Genomic DNA, 15,015 nt, shown 5'->3' on the forward strand with positions numbered 1-15,015 from the left:
TTGATATACTATTTGCAGTATTCGACGGTTGAACAGTTTCTTCCGGCAGCAGATTTCAATTTTGCATTCCTAAGTTCAGAGGTAGTCATGATTAAGAAAATCGGTGTGTTGACAAGCGGCGGTGATGCGCCGGGCATGAACGCGGCAATCCGTGGGGTTGTCCGTGCAGCGCTGACGGAAGGTCTGGAAGTTTTTGGTATCTATGACGGTTACCTGGGTCTGTATGAAGACCGCATGGTTCAGCTCGACCGCTACAGCGTGTCTGACATGATCAACCGTGGCGGTACTTTCCTCGGTTCTGCACGCTTCCCGGAATTCCGTGACGAACACATCCGTGAAGTGGCTATCGAAAACATGAAAAAACGGGGTCTGGATGCGCTGGTGGTTATCGGCGGCGACGGCTCCTACATGGGTGCAAAACGTCTGACTGAAATGGGCTTCCCGTGCATCGGTCTGCCTGGCACCATCGACAATGACATCAAAGGCACCGACTACACCATCGGTTACTTCACCGCGCTGGGTACCGTTGTGGAAGCGATTGACCGCCTGCGTGACACCTCTTCCTCTCACCAGCGTATTTCTATTGTTGAAGTGATGGGCCGTTACTGCGGTGACCTGACTCTGGCGGCGGCAATTGCCGGTGGCTGTGAGTTCGTGGTGGTGCCGGAAGTGGAATTTAGCCGTGAAGATCTGGTCGCTGAAATCAAAGCCGGTATCGCGAAAGGTAAGAAACACGCCATCGTTGCTATCACCGAGCACATCTGTGACGTTGACGAGCTGGCGAAGTACATCGAAACCGAAACCAAACGCGAAACCCGCGCGACCGTTCTGGGTCACATTCAGCGTGGTGGTTCCCCAGGCCCGTACGACCGTATCCTGGCGTCCCGCATGGGCGCGTACGCGATCGAGCTACTGCTTCAGGGTCACGGCGGCCGCTGCGTCGGTATCCAGAACGAGAAACTGGTTCACCATGACATCATCGATGCCATTGAAAACATGAAGCGTCCGTTCAAAGGTGACTGGCTGGACTGCGCGAAAAAACTGTACTGATTGGCGTCTGTATTGCGCCGGGTGGCGGCTACGCCTTACCCGGCCTACAAAAGCACGGTCCGTAGGCCGGGTAAGGCGTAGCCGCCACCCGGCTTTTTTGTGCCCACGGATTTTTTATTCCTCCACGTTATAGCCAATCTTTTTTTATTCTTTAATCATCGGTTAGCTTTCTGGCACGCTGCATTCATCAAAACACTACACAAGAGAGCTGGGCGATGAATAAATGGGGCGTGGGGTTAACATTATTGCTGGCATCAACCAGCGTTCTGGCAAAGGACATTCAGTTACTGAACGTGTCGTACGATCCGACGCGTGAACTGTACGACCAGTACAACAAAGCTTTCGCGGCGCACTGGAAACAGGAAACCGGCGATAACGTGGTGGTTCGCCAGTCTCACGGCGGTTCCGGTAAGCAGGCGACATCGGTGATCAACGGTATTGAAGCCGACGTGGTGACCCTGGCGCTGGCTTATGACGTGGACGCGATCGCGGAGCGTGGCCGTATCGACAAAAACTGGATCAAGCGTCTGCCGGACAACTCTGCGCCATACACCTCGACCATTGTCTTCCTGGTGCGTAAAGGCAACCCGAAACAGATTAAGGACTGGAACGACCTGATTAAGCCAGGCGTGTCTGTCATTACCCCGAACCCAAAAAGCTCCGGCGGCGCACGCTGGAACTATCTGGCAGCCTGGGGCTACGCGCTGCACCACAACAACGGCGATCAGGCCAAAGCACAGGACTTCGTCAAGGCACTGTTTAAAAACGTCGAAGTGCTGGACTCCGGCGCGCGCGGTGCAACCAACACCTTCGTCGAACGCGGCATTGGCGACGTACTGATCGCCTGGGAAAACGAAGCCCTGCTGGCGACCAACGAGCTGGGTAAAGACAAGTTCGAGATCGTCACCCCGAGCGAATCCATCCTCGCTGAGCCGACCGTCTCCGTCGTCGATAAGGTTGTTGATAAGAAGGGCACCAAAGCGGTGGCGGAAGCCTACCTGAAGTACCTCTATTCACCGGAAGGGCAGGAAATTGCGGCGAAAAACTTCTACCGCCCGCGCGATGAGACCGTCGCGAAGAAATACGAAAACGCCTTCCCGAAACTGAAGCTGTTCACTATTGATGAGGTTTTTGGCGGCTGGACCAAAGCGCAGAAAGAGCACTTCTCTAACGGCGGCACCTTCGACCAGATCAGCAAGCGCTAAGCGTTTTACAAAGAACGACACGGTAACCCGGTGTGAGAAATCCGCCGGGTTTTTTATTTGGTCATCATTTTGCGTTACTCTTTTGCCTCTATTGAAAACAGGGAACGCGTTGTGAAAAAAATTATCTTACTGATTCTGATCGTTATCGCCCTTGCCGCAGGCGGCGTGTACTGGATGAAAGCGGGTAATCCGAATGCGTTGCGTCATATCGTTCTCGACCAGTGTGTGCCCAACCAGCTGCATAACCGTAACCCGGCACCGTGTGCGCAGGTGAAGCCAGATGCGGGCTACGTGGTGTTCAAGGACCGCAACGGGCCGCTGCAATACCTGCTGATGCCCACGTACCGTATCAACGGCACCGAAAGCCCGCTGCTGACTGAGCCGCAGACACCGAATTTCTTCTGGCTGGCATGGCAGTCTCGCCATTTTATGAGTATGAAACGGGGGGCCGACGTGCCTGACAGCGCCGTTTCGCTGACCATCAACTCCCCGACCGGGCGCAAGCAAAACCATTTTCATATCCACATCTCCTGTCTGCGCCCAGACGTGCGCGAGAAGCTGAACGCGTCGCAGGGGCAAATCAGCACCCAGTGGTTACCGCTTCCGGGCGGGCTAGAAGGGCATGAATACCTTGCCCGTCGGGTGACGGAGAACGAACTGGTGCAGCGCAGCCCGTTTATGATGCTGGCGGAAGAGCTGCCGGAAGCCCGCGATCATATGGGACGCTTCGCGCTGGCGATGGCGCAGCAGTCGGACGGCTCGTTTGTATTGCTGGCGACAGAGCGTAACCTGCTTACCTTTAACCGCGCGTCGGCTGAGGAATTGCAGGATCATCAATGCGATATCCTGAAGTGACCCCACCATAAATAGCGTTTACTCGCCCTGCCTGTCGCCGTAGACTTGCTGAAAAATTCTACAGGAGACAGGTATGTCGCTCTGGTTAACGCATCCTCTGCTGCTTCCCTCGCTGATCGTCGGCGTCACCATCGTGCTGTGGGCGACGTCGCTGTTGCCGGAATTTATCACCGCGTTGTTGTTTTTCACGGCGGCGATGACCGCCAGAATCGCCCCGCCGGAAGTGATCTTCGGCGGCTTCGCCTCGTCTGCCTTCTGGCTGGTGTTCAGCGGCTTTGTGCTGGGCGTGGCGATTCGGAAAACCGGCCTGGCGGACAGGGCCGCCCGGGCGCTGTCGGCAAAGCTTACCGACTCCTGGGTGCTGATGGTGGCGAGCGTTGTGCTGCTGAGCTATGCCCTGGCATTCGTGATGCCGTCGAACATGGGACGTATTGCGCTGCTGATGCCGATTGTCGCCGCGATGGCGAAGCGGGCCGGCATTCCTGATGGCTCGCGGGCCTGGTTTGGCCTGGCGCTGGCGGTCGGGTTTGGCACCTTCCAGCTCTCGGCCACTATTTTGCCCGCCAACGTGCCCAACCTGGTGATGAGCGGCGCGGCGGAAGGCTCATACGGTATCCACCTCAACTATGTCCCGTATCTGCTGCTGCACACCCCGGTGCTGGGTATTCTCAAAGGCCTGATTCTGATTGGCCTGATCTGCTGGCTGTTCCCCGGCAACCCGAAACCGGCGAAGGATCTCACGCCATCGGAACCGATGGGGCGTGACGAAAAACGACTCGCCTGGCTGCTGGCGGTGGTGTTGACGATGTGGGTGACGGAGAGCTGGCACGGCGTTGGGCCAGCGTGGACGGGGCTGGCGGCCTCGGTCATCGTTATGCTGCCGCGCATCGGTTTTATCACCGGGGAGGAGTTCTCGGCGGGGGTGAATATGCGCACCTGTATTTACGTCGCGGGTATACTCGGGCTGGCCATTACGGTGACGCAGACCGGTATCGGTGCGGCCGTAGGCGAGGCGTTGCTCCATATCATGCCGCTGGATGCAGACCGCCCGTTTACCAGCTTCCTGGCGCTGACGGGGATCACCACGGCGCTCAACTTCATTATGACCGCCAACGGCGTTCCTGCGCTGTACACCACGCTGGCGCAGAGCTTCTCGGACGCGACCGGCTTCCCGCTGCTGTCGGTGATCATGATTCAGGTGCTGGGGTATTCCACGCCGCTGCTGCCGTATCAGGCGTCGCCGATTGTAGTGGCGATGGGCTTAGGGAAAGTGCCTGCGAAGGCGGGGATGCTGCTTTGTCTGGCGCTGGCGATTGCGACGTATCTGGTGCTGCTGCCGCTGGATTATTTGTGGTTTAGCGTGTTAGGTCGTTTGTAGGGCGGGTTAGCGAAGCGCCACCCGCCACAAAGGCAATTACGCCTGCTTAGCCGCTTCTGCCGCTTTAACGATCACCGCGAAAGCGTCTGCTTTCAGGGATGCGCCACCAACCAGTGCGCCATCGATGTCTGGCTGGGTGAACAGCTCAGCTGCGTTTGATGCGTTAACGGAACCGCCGTACTGGATGATGACCTGCTCAGCCACTTTCGCGTCTGCTTTTGCAATGTGGTCACGGATGAACTTGTGCACCGCCTGAGCCTGCGCAGGAGTTGCAGATTTGCCGGTACCGATCGCCCAGACTGGCTCGTAAGCGATAACCGCGCCTTCGAACGCTGCCGCGCCCTGGGTTTTCAGCACAGCGTCGATCTGACGTGCGCACACTTCTTCGGTTTTGCCTGCTTCGTTTTCTGCTTCGGTTTCACCGATGCACAGAACCGGGATCAGACCCTGCTCTTTCAGCACAGCGAATTTCTTCGCGATGAACTCATCGGATTCTTTGTGATAGGTGCGACGCTCGGAGTGGCCGATGATGATGTATTTCGCGCCGATATCTTTCAGCATTTCAGCGGAGGTTTCACCGGTGAACGCGCCAGACAGGTTAACGTCAACGTTCTGCGCGCCCAGAATGATGTGGCTGCCGTCAGCGGCACGTTTAGCCAGATCCAGGTACATATCCGGCGGAGCGATAGCAACCGCGCAGCCGGTCACGCCAGCCAGCTCTTTACGCAGGTTAGCAACCAGTTCGTTTACCATATGGCGGCTGCCGTTCAGTTTCCAGTTACCCATCACTAAAGGATGTCGCATTTCAATTCTCCACGCTCAATAAGCGAATTAAGGAATATGGCCGCCCTGTCGGGCAGCATGGTCTGTGAATCAGTATAGAGATTTTCCCTCGAAAGGCTTTGCTTTTTGTCATTAATTCGCCCCCTCGAGTGCGTCTGATAGGGCCAGCTTAATCGGTTCAACCGCGAAGGTCAGCCCCTTTTCGCCGTTATCTGCGACGACATAGCGAACGGCACCTTCCGTATCGGCGTAATAGCGTTTGTTTTTCCCGGCGGTAAGCAGTTTTTGCAGCTTTTGCTGGCTTTGCGCTTTCGTGAAGGTGGGGGTAAAGGCGCGCAGAATAGCGCTCATGTACTCCAGCGCTTTCGCTTTCGCCGCTTTCTGCTCTGGCCCCTGAATCGGCAGCCAGGTGATCTGCATACTTTTGATTTTTAACGTTCCGCGCTCAAGGGCGGTAGAGGCATACAGATTCTCGTTAATTTTGCTGGCCGCGCGGGTCAGGGTCGGCGTATCGCGGGCGCTGTCAATCGCACGGAACTCTCCCAGCGGAAGTGAGGGGTTTTCTTTGTTGAAGGCTTCGCGGAACTGGCTGATAGATTGATCGAAAGAGGGGGCGCCCGCCAGAAGATAGGGGGCGGTGACCGGGGAAGCCGTTTCCGCGGCATACAGGGAAAAACTGGCGCTCAGCATCGCTAAACACAAATAAAGAGAGTGTGCCGAACTTTTCATCAACATTGCCCCTGGCCGTCATTGCCCATGATTAAAACGATATCTGGTCGGCTTGTCAAAAGGTCACAACTCCAGGGTAAAATGCGGGCTAAACAATAATAAGGAACCTTACATGACCATACAGCAGTGGCTGTTTTCATTCAAAGGGCGTATTGGACGCCGTGACTTCTGGATCTGGATTGCAACGTGGGTTGTCGCCATGCTGCTTCTGTTTTTTGTTGCCTACAACGCATGGCTGAGCACGCAAACGGCGGCATTTGCGCTGGTCTGTTTACTGTGGCCAACCGCCGCCGTAGTGGTGAAACGTCTGCACGATCGTGGCCGCTCCGGCGCATGGGCTTTCCTGATTATTCTGGCGTGGATGCTGGTGGCGGGGAACTGGTCAATGCTGCCCTCAATCCTCCCATGGGTGGTGGGCAGACTGCTGCCGACGGTTATCTTTGTAATGATGGTTGTCGAACTGGGCGCGTTTATCGGCACCCAGAGCGAGAACAAATATGGAAAAGATACCCTTGAGGTGAAGTACCGCTGATCACCAGTAGTGTTCGGCGGTCATGTGGCCCGGCCGGCGGCGAAGGTGCTTCGTCATCTGCCGGGTATCCTTCAGCAACTGCTGCGTATCGCGTACCATCTGCGGGTTACCGCACAGCATCACATGGCTGGTTTCGGTATTCATCGGTAAACCCACCGCTTCTTCCAGCGCGCCGCTTTCAATCAACGCCGGAACGCGACCGGTTAACGAGCCGGCTGCGGTTTCGCGGCTGACCACCGTCTGAATTTTTAACTTCCCGCCATATCGCTGTTCCAGCGCCTGCATCTGCGGCAAATAGCTCAGGTCTGCGGCGTAGCGCGCGGCGTGAACCAGCACGATATTTTTAAAGCGCTCCAGATCTTTGCCGTATTGCAGAATGGAAAGATACGGGCCAATGGCCGTGCCGGTCGCCAGCATCCAGAGCGTGTCACAGTCGGGGATTTCATCCAGCACGAAGAACCCCGCCGCGTCGGAGACAATCTGCACTTCATCGCCAGGTTTCAGCGCGGCGAGGCGCGGGCTGAGCTTACCGTCCGGGACGGTGACCAGATAGAACTCAAGGTCCGGGTTATCAGGCGCATTAACGTAAGAGTAGGCGCGCTGTACGCGTTCACCGTCGATATCCAACCCGAGCTTGGCAAACTGCCCGGCAGTAAACGGATGAACGGGAGCGTGCAGCGTGAGGCTAAATAGCGCATCGGTCCAGAACTGTACCTTTGTGACTTTACCTGTTACCCAGTCCGCCATGATCTTCTCCTGTGCTGTTTCTCTCTTCTATCTTCCGTACTTGCGGGAAACATTTCCAGCCCATTCGGGCCGGAAAGCTCTATCGATCAAACGGTTTTACAGAATGTGCGTCTGTACGTCCGGATCTTTACGATCGAGATAATGAATGGACTTAATGCGGCGAATGGTGCGGGATTTACCGCGGATCAGCAGGGTTTCAGTGGTGGCCATGTTGCCCTTGCGGGTGATGCCGTCCAGCAGATCGCCTTTGGTGATGCCGGTTGCAGAGAAGACGACGTTATCGCTGCGCGCCATGTCGTTCAGCGCCAGTACTTTATTGGCTTCGATGCCCATCGCTGCGCAGCGCGCCAGTTCGTCTGCACCAATGCGAAGGTTCTCGTCGCTGTCGCCTTTGACCTCATGGCGTGGCAGCAGACGCGCCTGCATATCGCCGTCCAGCGCGCGGATCACTGCCGCAGAGACCACACCCTCCGGCGCGCCGCCGATGCCGTAAAGCACGTCGACTTCGCTGTCCGGCATGCAGGTCAGAATAGAGGCGGCAACGTCGCCATCCGGAATAGCAAACACGCGTACGCCGAGCGCTTGCAGGTACGCGATGGTGGCGTCGTGGCGCGGTTTCGCCAGAATGGTCACGGTGAGTTCGCTGAGCGCTTTACCCAGCGCCGCGGCGATATTGCGCAGGTTGGCGTCCAGCGGCAGGCTAAGGTCGATAGCGCCTTTAGCGCCAGGACCGACGATCAGTTTTTCCATGTACATATCGGGCGCGTTGAGGAAGCAGCCCTTATCGCCCACCGCCAGTACCGCCAGCGCGTTGGCCTGGCCCATCGCCGTCATGCGCGTGCCTTCAATCGGGTCGACCGCGATATCCACCGCATCGCCTTTGCCCGTCCCGACTTTTTCACCTATATAGAGCATCGGCGCTTCGTCGATTTCGCCTTCGCCAATGACGATAGTGCCATCGATATTGACCTGATTAAGCACAATGCGCATGGCGTGGACGGCAGCGCCGTCTGCGGTATTTTTGTCGCCACGGCCCAGCCACTTGTAGCCTGCGAGGGCGGCAGCTTCGGTGACGCGGGAAAACTCGATAGCAAGTTCACGTTTCATGAGGTACTCGTACAATCAAAAGGAATTGCACGAAGTTTATCACAGAGTGGGGAGGGGCGAGGGGACCGGTGCGGTCGGAGCCCCTCACCCTAACCCTCTCCCAGGGGAGAGGGAATATAGGTTTACTCGTCGTGCTCTTCCCACGCCAGGGCACGTTTCACCGCTTTCTTCCAGCCGCTGTAGCGGTAGTTGCGCTCGGTGGTTTCGATGCCAGGACGGAATTCGCGTTCGATAACCGCTTTTTCCTGAAGCTCGTCGAGGTTTTGCCAGAAGCCAACCGCCAGACCTGCCAGATACGCCGCGCCCAGCGCCGTCACTTCTCGCACCTCAGGACGTTCAACGCGGGTGCCCAGAATGTCGGACTGGAACTGCATCAGGAAGTTGTTCGCGACCGCACCGCCGTCCACGCGCAGGGCGTGCAGACGAATGCCGGAGTCAGCCTGCATCGCTTCCAGCACGTCGCGCGTCTGATAGGCGATAGATTCCAGCGTCGCGCGAATAATGTGGTTTGAGTTCACGCCGCGCGTCAGGCCGAAAATCGCGCCGCGGGCATACGGGTCCCAGTACGGTGCGCCCAGACCGGTGAACGCTGGCACCACGTACACGCCGTTGGTGTCTTTCACTTTGGTCGCGAAGTATTCGGAGTCAAACGCGTCGCTGATCAGCTTCATCTCGTCGCGCAGCCACTGAATGGAAGCACCCGCCATGAATACCGCGCCTTCCAGGGCATAGTTCACTTCGCCGCGCGGGCCGCAGGCGATGGTGGTCAGCAGACCGTTTTCTGATTTCACCGCTTTCTCGCCGGTGTTCATCAGCATAAAACAACCGGTGCCGTAGGTGTTCTTCGCCATCCCTTCCTTGACGCACAGCTGGCCGAACAGGGCCGCCTGCTGGTCACCGGCGATACCGGCGATAGGAATACGGGTGCCACCTTTACCGCCAATGTTGGTCTGGCCATACACCTCTGAAGACTTACGGACTTCTGGCAGCATCGCGCGCGGAATGTCCAGCGCGTCCAGCATCTTGTCATCCCACTCCAGGGTGTTGATGTTGAACAGCATGGTGCGCGAGGCGTTGGTGTAGTCGGTAACGTGAACGCGTCCCTGAGTCATCTTCCAGATAAGCCAGGTATCGACGGTGCCGAACAGTAGCTCGCCACGTCGTGCGCGCTCGCGTGAACCTTCCACGTGGTCGAGGATCCACTTCACTTTGGTGCCGGAGAAATAGGGGTCAACCACCAGGCCGGTGGCGCTGCGCACGTACTCTTCCATTCCTTCGCGCTTCAGCTGTTCGCAGATCTCTGACGTACGACGGCACTGCCAGACAATGGCGTTGTAGATGGGCTTACCGGTTTCGCGCTCCCAGACCACAGTCGTTTCACGCTGGTTGGTGATACCGATAGCGGCAATCTGGTCAGAACTGATGTCGGCTTTAGCCAGCACTTCCACCAGCGTGGAGCTTTGCGACGCCCAGATCTCCATCGGGTCGTGTTCTACCCAGCCTGGACGCGGATAAATTTGCTCAAATTCGCGTTGAGACACGCTGACAATGTTCGCGTCATGATCCATTACGACAGCGCGGGAGCTGGTGGTGCCCTGGTCGAGCGCAACGATATATTTTTTTTCGGTCATGGTATGTGTCCCGTAGTCAGATTACAGCGAAGCTTTTTGTTGTGTGGTGGAAGCCGTCTCTTTCTCCTCTTCCACACAGGTGTCGCACGGTAAGTGGCGACCAATTAATTTGCGATAGCCGAATGCGCCCAGCGCCGCCCCTACGATTGGCCCGAACAGCGGAACCAGGAAGTAAGGAATGTCTTTGCCGCCCGTGAAGGCGACATCGCCCCATCCCGCAAAGAAGGCGAAGGTTTTTGGACCCAGGTCACGCGCCGGATTCATCGCAAAGCCGGTCAGCGGACCCATGGATGCGCCAATTACCGCAATCAGAAGGCCAATCAAAAGTGGCGCCAGCGGGCCGCGCGGAATGCCGTTTCCATCGTCGCCCAGCGCCATGATGACGCCCATCAGAATAGCGGTAATCACCATCTCAACCGCGAACGCCTGCACAAAATTGATATGCGGATTCGGATACGTTGAGAAAATGCCTGCCAGATCCAGACTTTCGACACTGCCACGCACCATATGATGCGTCTGTTCGAAGTCGATGAAAAGATTGTAATAAAGCCCGTAAACTAACGCCGCTGCGCAAAAGGCGCCGGCAAATTGCGAAATGATAAAAGGAACAACTTTGCGTCCGTCAAAACACGCGAATAGCCACAACGCGATGGTCACCGCCGGGTTAAGATGTGCACCGGAAACCCCTGCGGTCAGGTAGATGGCCATCGCCACGCCCAGACCCCAGATAATACTGATTTCCCACTGACCAAAACTGGCACCCGCCACTTTCAGTGCTGCGACACAGCCTACTCCGAAGAATATCAACAACCCGGTACCCAGGAACTCGGCAATACACTGGCCTTTTAAGGTTGATGTCTGACTCATAATCGGAATCCTGCAAAAGAGTAATGTTTATTGTTTGCGTGACCGCCCGTGACAGTCACGATGCCCTGTAGACATAGTGTTAATTTATCGTTAACGAGCACAAACGAGAAATATCGAAATCTAAATGTGTGGTCTGCGTCAATAAAATGAGCGTTTTCGCGCCATAAAGCGCGTTTTTGCATCAGATAATGATTATGGGCTGAATCATTTCTTTAACTTATGGGTTAACAACTTAGGGGTATATGCGGCGAACGCACCAGGACGAGGCCGAAAAGTGTTGCAAACCGCGATCTGCGTGGCATGCCGCTGGACAGGGGCGACGGCGCTCCATACAATCGGAACATATGTTGTGCGCGTTTACGTTAAAGCGTCGCCTTGCAATTCAGGAGAGGTAGGATCATGTCTTTAGAAGTGTTTGAGAAACTGGAATCGAAAGTACAGCAGGCGATTGACACCATCACGCTGCTGCAAATGGAAATTGAAGAGCTGAAAGAAAAGAACAACTCCCTGTCACAGGAAGTTCAGAATGCTCAGCACAGCCGTGAAGAACTGGAGCGCGAAAACAACCAGCTGCGCGAACAGCAGAACGGCTGGCAGGAACGCTTGCAGGCGCTGCTGGGACGTATGGAAGAAGTTTGATTTCCTTAGGGAATGCATTGAACAGGCCGGGTAAGGCGAAGCCGCCACCCGGCTTTTTTATGGTTTCCCTAACCGATATCAAACCATAAAAAAGGCCGCCCTGGGCGGCCTTAACGCTACTTGTCCTGCGCTGTCGTAGCAAAAGCAACAAACCCAACAGGTTCATCGCTCTTTACAACGAGTACGCTGGCGACAATGAACGCGATACATAAATAGCGTTTCATTATGCGGTCCCTGCTGCTTACCGCTCCACCGTTCACCACCGGTGATAAGTCGGTGGACACAAGCCCGGTTAAAGGTTGCTTTACGGTTGTGAATACACCTTTCCCTGGACCGATGCCCATTTGCGAGATGGCGGAAAGGGACACAGCATCATAATGAGCAACAGCTGCGGAGTTAAGGTTTCCACACATAATTAGGAATTTATAAAGGGTCGACAGGGGTTACCTGAGGAATGAACCAGGGTAAGATAAAAATCCTGGTTAAAGGTTGCAATATCACCCAACGGACCGCGAATCCCGAGGGACAAAAAAAACCGCCACATTGCTGTTGGCGGTTTTTTTATGCATCTCGCTTACCGATTAACTACTCAATATCCAGCGCATCCTCAGAAAGGATAATGCCGGTATTGTCAGCATAAAGGTGGTCGCCCGAGAAGAAGGTCACGCCGCCGAAATTGACGCGCACGTCGCTTTCGCCGATGCCGTCGCCCGCTGCGCCTACCGGTATGGCCGCGATGGCCTGAATCCCGATATCCAGGTCTTCGAGATCGTCCACCTGACGCACGGAACCGTACACCACAATGCCTTCCCACTCGTTCTGGACGGCAATTCCCGCCAGTTCAGCATCAATCAATGCACGGCGCACGGAACCGCCGCCGTCGACCACCAGAACGCGGCCACGGCCGTTCTCTTCGAGCAGATCGTACAGCAACCCGTTGTCCTCGAAACATTTCACCGTGATGATTTGTCCGCCAAACGACGACCGTCCACCAAAGTTGGAGAACAGGGGTTCAACGACGTTGACATCTTCCTGGTAGATGTCACAAAGCTCGGAGGTATCGTATTTCATAGGTTTAACGCTCTGTTGCTGCGAATGTGTTCAGTATATCGTGCGAAATGCGTTGTTGGCAAAATCATCAATTGTTAATTGATATTTGTCAGCTAACTCAGCGTCTGGCTTAAGACAATCCCGATGACGAACAGCAGGTTAGTCAGCAACGCGCCTTTTACCGTACGTTCCAGCATCGGTGGCATGGCGGCCGGGCTGAGTTCACGCATGACGTAGCGGGCCTGCTTAATCAGCAGCGGTGCGGCGAGCACAAACAGCCAGCCCCAGAGGCTGTGCAGCGAAATCAGATTGAACAGCGCCAGGCAGACCAGCGCGCCGATGAGCAGGCAGGCGTGATAGCGGCGTGCATTCCCCGGACCCAGACGCACGGCCAGCGTGTTTTTACCGTTCTCGCGGTCGCTGTCGATGTCGCGCAGATTATTGATATTCAGCACCGCCGTCGCCAGCAGACCACAGGCGGTCGCCGGCAGGAACAGGGCAGGGATCACCGTGTGCGCCTGTAAGTACCAGCTTCCCATCACGCTCAGCCAGCCGAAGAACACCAGCACGGAGATGTCGCCCAGACCAATATACCCGTAAGGACGCGTCCCGACGGTATAGGTAATGGCTGCAATAATGGCGAGCAAGCCCAGCACCAGGAAGCCAATGAAATCACTGGTGGTTTTCGAGGCGACCGTCACCAGCGCCAGCCCGGACAGGCAAATCAACACCACGGTGATAATCAGCGCCCGCTTCATCTGTGCCTGGGTAATCACCCCTTTTTGCATCCCGCGCAGCGGCCCGATGCGGTCAGGCTTGTCGCTGCCTTTTACCGCATCGCCGTAATCATTGGCGAGATTAGAGAGGATTTGCAGCAGCCCGGCGGTGACAAGCGCCAGACCTGCTACCAGCGGATCGAAATGACCCTGCCACCAGGCAAGCGTGGTACCGACGATAATGGCGGCAAAAGCCAGAGGAAGCGTTTTAGGGCGCAGACTTTCGAGCCACGCCTGTGTACGGCTGATATCAGTCATAGTTATTTAGCCAATAAAAATGGGGGCCATAGCCCCCATCAACAGTGATGAAAATGCATTGAACGCGATTATAGAATAAAACGGCTCAGATCTTCATCTGCCACTAACGCATCCAGGTGTTTGCCCACATAGTCTGCGTCAATGGTAATGCTTTGACCGTTAAGGTCGCTCGCATCATAAGAGATGTCTTCCATCAGGCGTTCCAGCACGGTGTGCAGACGACGCGCACCGATGTTCTCGGTGGTTTCGTTGACCTGCCACGCGGCCTGGGCGATGCGCTTGATACCGTCATCGGTAAATTCAATGTTCACGCCTTCGGTCGCCATCAGCGCTTTATACTGTACGGTCACAGAAGCGTTTGGCTCAGTCAGGATACGTTCGAAATCTTCGGTGGTCAGCGCCTGCAACTCGACGCGGATTGGCAGACGTCCCTGAAGTTCCGGGATCAGGTCAGACGGGCTGGCAATCTGGAACGCACCGGAGGCGATAAACAGAATGTGGTCAGTTTTAACCATGCCGTGCTTGGTGGAGACGGTGCAACCTTCCACCAGCGGCAGCAGGTCGCGCTGAACGCCTTCGCGGGAGACATCCGGGCCGGACGCGTTGCTGCGCTTACAGATCTTGTCGATTTCGTCGATAAACACGATACCGTGCTGCTCAACCGCGTCGATAGCATCCTGTTTCAGCTCTTCCGGGTTAACCAGCTTCGCGGCTTCTTCTTCAATCAGCAGCTTCATCGCGTCTTTGATTTTCAGCTTACGCGCTTTCTGCTTCTGCCCGCCCAGGTTCTGGAACATGGACTGCAACTGGCTGGTCATCTCTTCCATGCCCGGAGGTGCCATAATTTCCACGCCCATTGGCGCGGCAGCGAGATCGATCTCAATCTCTTTGTCGTCCAGCTCGCCTTCGCGCAGTTTTTTGCGGAATGCCTGACGCGCAGCAGAAGGTTCAGGCTGCTGTTCAGCCTGTCCCCAGTTGTTTTTTGCCGGTGGGATCAGCACGTCGAGAATACGCTCTTCGGCCATCTCTTCGGCGCGATAGCGGTTTTTCTCAATTGCCTGGACACGCACCATCTTAATCGCCGAGTCGGTCAGGTCGCGGATGATGGAGTCCACTTCTTTACCCACATAGCCCACTTCGGTGAACTTGGTGGCTTCAACTTTGATGAACGGCGCGTTAGCCAGTTTGGCCAGACGACGGGCGATTTCGGTTTTACCCACACCGGTCGGGCCGATCATCAGAATATTTTTTGGCGTTACTTCGTGGCGAAGCTCTTCGTCGAGCTGCATGCGACGCCAGCGGTTACGCAGTGCGATAGCCACGGAGCGCTTGGCGTCGTCCTGGCCGATAATGTGTTTGTTCAGTTCGCTGACAATTTCGCGTGGGGTCATTTCAGACATGGGCGATC

The 15,015-nt window shown here is 56.0% G+C and carries 15 protein-coding genes; 6 read left to right on the forward strand and 9 right to left on the reverse strand.

The features are described 5' to 3' along the window. Positions 1-87 precede the first annotated feature (87 nt). The 4 genes from pfkA to SK50_RS02050 all read left to right on the forward strand — a co-directional run bounded on the left by pfkA (position 88) and on the right by SK50_RS02050 (position 4,488). Positions 88-1,050, forward strand: coding sequence for a 6-phosphofructokinase (gene pfkA / locus SK50_RS02035; protein WP_003862009.1), 963 nt, complete (start codon positions 88-90; stop codon positions 1,048-1,050). A 215-nt stretch (positions 1,051-1,265) separates the two neighbouring features. Further along, positions 1,266-2,255: a sulfate ABC transporter substrate-binding protein gene (locus SK50_RS02040; protein WP_045344670.1), complete on the forward strand. Its 990-nt coding sequence runs from the start codon at positions 1,266-1,268 to the stop codon at positions 2,253-2,255. A gap of 111 nt (positions 2,256-2,366) precedes the next feature. Beyond that, positions 2,367-3,110, forward strand: coding sequence for a CDP-diacylglycerol diphosphatase (locus tag SK50_RS02045; protein ID WP_048229942.1), 744 nt, complete (start codon positions 2,367-2,369; stop codon positions 3,108-3,110). 73 nt (positions 3,111-3,183) lie between these two features. Beyond that, the gene (locus SK50_RS02050; RefSeq protein WP_023304636.1) at positions 3,184-4,488 is read left to right on the forward strand and encodes an SLC13 family permease; all 1,305 of its coding nucleotides are present in this window, start codon (positions 3,184-3,186) and stop codon (positions 4,486-4,488) included. A gap of 36 nt (positions 4,489-4,524) precedes the next feature. On the opposite strand, the gene tpiA is transcribed toward SK50_RS02050, so the two are convergent. Together tpiA and SK50_RS02060 are read right to left on the reverse strand one after the other, a co-directional pair. Then, on the reverse strand, positions 4,525-5,292 hold the full coding sequence (gene tpiA / locus SK50_RS02055) for a triose-phosphate isomerase (RefSeq protein WP_003862019.1): 768 nt from the start codon (positions 5,290-5,292) through the stop codon (positions 4,525-4,527). A gap of 111 nt (positions 5,293-5,403) precedes the next feature. Beyond that, a complete protein-coding gene (locus SK50_RS02060; protein ID WP_017383094.1) occupies positions 5,404-6,000 on the reverse strand; it encodes a DUF1454 family protein in 597 nt (198 codons plus the stop codon). A 112-nt stretch (positions 6,001-6,112) separates the two neighbouring features. On the opposite strand from SK50_RS02060, the gene SK50_RS02065 reads away from it, so the two are divergent. After that, entirely contained in the window at positions 6,113-6,532 is a 420-nt protein-coding gene (locus tag SK50_RS02065) for a DUF805 domain-containing protein (RefSeq protein ID WP_006808672.1), read from the forward strand. On the opposite strand, the gene fpr is transcribed toward SK50_RS02065, so the two are convergent. From fpr to SK50_RS02085, 4 genes are all read right to left on the reverse strand, one after another. Further along, entirely contained in the window at positions 6,533-7,279 is a 747-nt protein-coding gene (gene fpr, locus SK50_RS02070; RefSeq protein ID WP_003862024.1) for a ferredoxin--NADP(+) reductase, read from the reverse strand. Between the two features lie 96 nt (positions 7,280-7,375). After that, positions 7,376-8,386 (reverse strand): class II fructose-bisphosphatase, encoded by a 1,011-nt coding sequence (gene glpX, locus SK50_RS02075; RefSeq protein WP_017383096.1) that lies wholly within the window; start codon positions 8,384-8,386, stop codon positions 7,376-7,378. A 122-nt stretch (positions 8,387-8,508) separates the two neighbouring features. Continuing rightward, entirely contained in the window at positions 8,509-10,017 is a 1,509-nt protein-coding gene (gene glpK, locus SK50_RS02080; protein ID WP_006808669.1) for a glycerol kinase GlpK, read from the reverse strand. Positions 10,018-10,038: 21 nt separating this feature from the next. Beyond that, a complete protein-coding gene (locus tag SK50_RS02085; protein ID WP_015569943.1) occupies positions 10,039-10,884 on the reverse strand; it encodes an MIP/aquaporin family protein in 846 nt (281 codons plus the stop codon). Positions 10,885-11,283: 399 nt separating this feature from the next. On the opposite strand from SK50_RS02085, the gene zapB reads away from it, so the two are divergent. Next, positions 11,284-11,523, forward strand: coding sequence for a septal ring assembly protein ZapB (gene zapB / locus SK50_RS02090; RefSeq protein WP_003862031.1), 240 nt, complete (start codon positions 11,284-11,286; stop codon positions 11,521-11,523). A gap of 585 nt (positions 11,524-12,108) precedes the next feature. Here the strand turns inward: zapB and rraA are convergent. The 3 genes from rraA to hslU form a co-directional block, all read right to left on the reverse strand. Next, positions 12,109-12,594, reverse strand: a complete 486-nt coding sequence (gene rraA, locus SK50_RS02100) for a ribonuclease E activity regulator RraA (protein WP_015569946.1) — start codon at positions 12,592-12,594, stop codon at positions 12,109-12,111. Between the two features lie 92 nt (positions 12,595-12,686). Next, a complete protein-coding gene (menA, locus tag SK50_RS02105; protein ID WP_101731550.1) occupies positions 12,687-13,613 on the reverse strand; it encodes a 1,4-dihydroxy-2-naphthoate polyprenyltransferase in 927 nt (308 codons plus the stop codon). A gap of 62 nt (positions 13,614-13,675) precedes the next feature. Then, positions 13,676-15,007, reverse strand: a complete 1,332-nt coding sequence (hslU, locus tag SK50_RS02110; protein ID WP_045344672.1) for an HslU--HslV peptidase ATPase subunit — start codon at positions 15,005-15,007, stop codon at positions 13,676-13,678. Positions 15,008-15,015 lie beyond the last annotated feature (8 nt).

The organism is Enterobacter sp. BWH64 (assembly GCF_001037645.1).
In the GTDB taxonomy this organism is placed as follows: Bacteria; Pseudomonadota; Gammaproteobacteria; order Enterobacterales; family Enterobacteriaceae; genus Enterobacter; species Enterobacter hormaechei_C.

Coding starts and splice junctions, on each gene's coding strand:
- pfkA (WP_003862009.1), top strand. CDS start 88: ATGATTAAGAAAATCGGTGTGTTGACAAGCGGCGGTGATGCGCCGGGC.
- SK50_RS02040 (WP_045344670.1), top strand. CDS start 1,266: ATGAATAAATGGGGCGTGGGGTTAACATTATTGCTGGCATCAACCAGC.
- SK50_RS02050 (WP_023304636.1), top strand. CDS start 3,184: ATGTCGCTCTGGTTAACGCATCCTCTGCTGCTTCCCTCGCTGATCGTC.
- tpiA (WP_003862019.1), bottom strand. CDS start 5,292: ATGCGACATCCTTTAGTGATGGGTAACTGGAAACTGAACGGCAGCCGC.
- SK50_RS02060 (WP_017383094.1), bottom strand. CDS start 6,000: ATGAAAAGTTCGGCACACTCTCTTTATTTGTGTTTAGCGATGCTGAGC.
- SK50_RS02065 (WP_006808672.1), top strand. CDS start 6,113: ATGACCATACAGCAGTGGCTGTTTTCATTCAAAGGGCGTATTGGACGC.
- fpr (WP_003862024.1), bottom strand. CDS start 7,279: ATGGCGGACTGGGTAACAGGTAAAGTCACAAAGGTACAGTTCTGGACC.
- glpX (WP_017383096.1), bottom strand. CDS start 8,386: ATGAAACGTGAACTTGCTATCGAGTTTTCCCGCGTCACCGAAGCTGCC.
- glpK (WP_006808669.1), bottom strand. CDS start 10,017: ATGACCGAAAAAAAATATATCGTTGCGCTCGACCAGGGCACCACCAGC.
- SK50_RS02085 (WP_015569943.1), bottom strand. CDS start 10,884: ATGAGTCAGACATCAACCTTAAAAGGCCAGTGTATTGCCGAGTTCCTG.
- zapB (WP_003862031.1), top strand. CDS start 11,284: ATGTCTTTAGAAGTGTTTGAGAAACTGGAATCGAAAGTACAGCAGGCG.
- rraA (WP_015569946.1), bottom strand. CDS start 12,594: ATGAAATACGATACCTCCGAGCTTTGTGACATCTACCAGGAAGATGTC.
- hslU (WP_045344672.1), bottom strand. CDS start 15,007: ATGTCTGAAATGACCCCACGCGAAATTGTCAGCGAACTGAACAAACAC.